We start from the raw sequence: 795 nt of genomic DNA, 5'->3' as shown, positions 1-795 counted from the left end.
CGCCCACCCCGCGCATCCCCTCGACGAAGGCCCAAGGGAACCCGCCATGCTCTCCATCGCTCTCAGCGAGCTGATCCAGATCTTCCGCAACCGCCTTGTGCTGATCAACAGTTTCATCATGCCGGTGGCGGTCAGCACGTACTTCATCTACAAGCACGACGTCTTCGGCGACCTCGCCAGCCTCGGCTACATCGCGGCCGTCGTGATGTTCACCGTGAGCGCGTTCGGCCTCTACACCACGACCGTCACGACGCTCGCCTCGCGCCGCCAGAACCTCTTCCTCAAGCGGCTGCGCTCCACTCCGGCGAGCGACGTGAGCATCCTGGCCGGGCTGATGCTGCCGGTCACGGCCCTGGCCGTCGTGCAGATCACGGCGATCCTCGCGGTCCTCGCCACCGTCACCGACGTCCCGGCCAACATCCCCCTGCTGGTCGCGGCGGTCGTCACGACCCTGGTCATGATGCTCGCCCTGGGACTCGCCACGGCGGGCCTGACGAACTCCCCCGAGCACGCCCAGGTGACCACGCTGCCGATCAGCCTCGGCGCGATCGCGGTGACGAGCTGGGTGGGCATCTCCGGCACGCAGGACCAGACCCTGCTCAAGCGGCTGCTCCCCGGCGGCTCCGCCACCGAACTGGTCCTCAACGCCTGGAACGGCGGCGTCCCCCTCGCGGAGTCCCTGCCGCTCCTGCTGCCCACCCTCGCCTGGGTCGTCGTGGCCGTGACGCTGGCCTCCCGCATGTTCCGCTGGGAACCGCGTGGATGACACGGGGTGACGCCCCGTCTCACGTACCG

Annotated in this window: 1 protein-coding gene; it reads left to right on the top strand. The window is 68.9% G+C overall.

The features are described 5' to 3' along the window. Positions 1 to 766 (top strand): ABC transporter permease (locus AB8Z36_RS41290; RefSeq protein ID WP_369218470.1); only part of this gene is annotated, 766 nt, incomplete at its 5' end. Positions 767 to 795 lie beyond the last annotated feature (29 nt).

It is taken from the genome of Streptomyces flavofungini (assembly GCF_041028215.1).
GTDB lineage: Bacteria > Actinomycetota > Actinomycetes > Streptomycetales > Streptomycetaceae > Streptomyces > Streptomyces flavofungini_B.
This window is presented reverse-complemented; position numbering and strand designations above follow the sequence as displayed.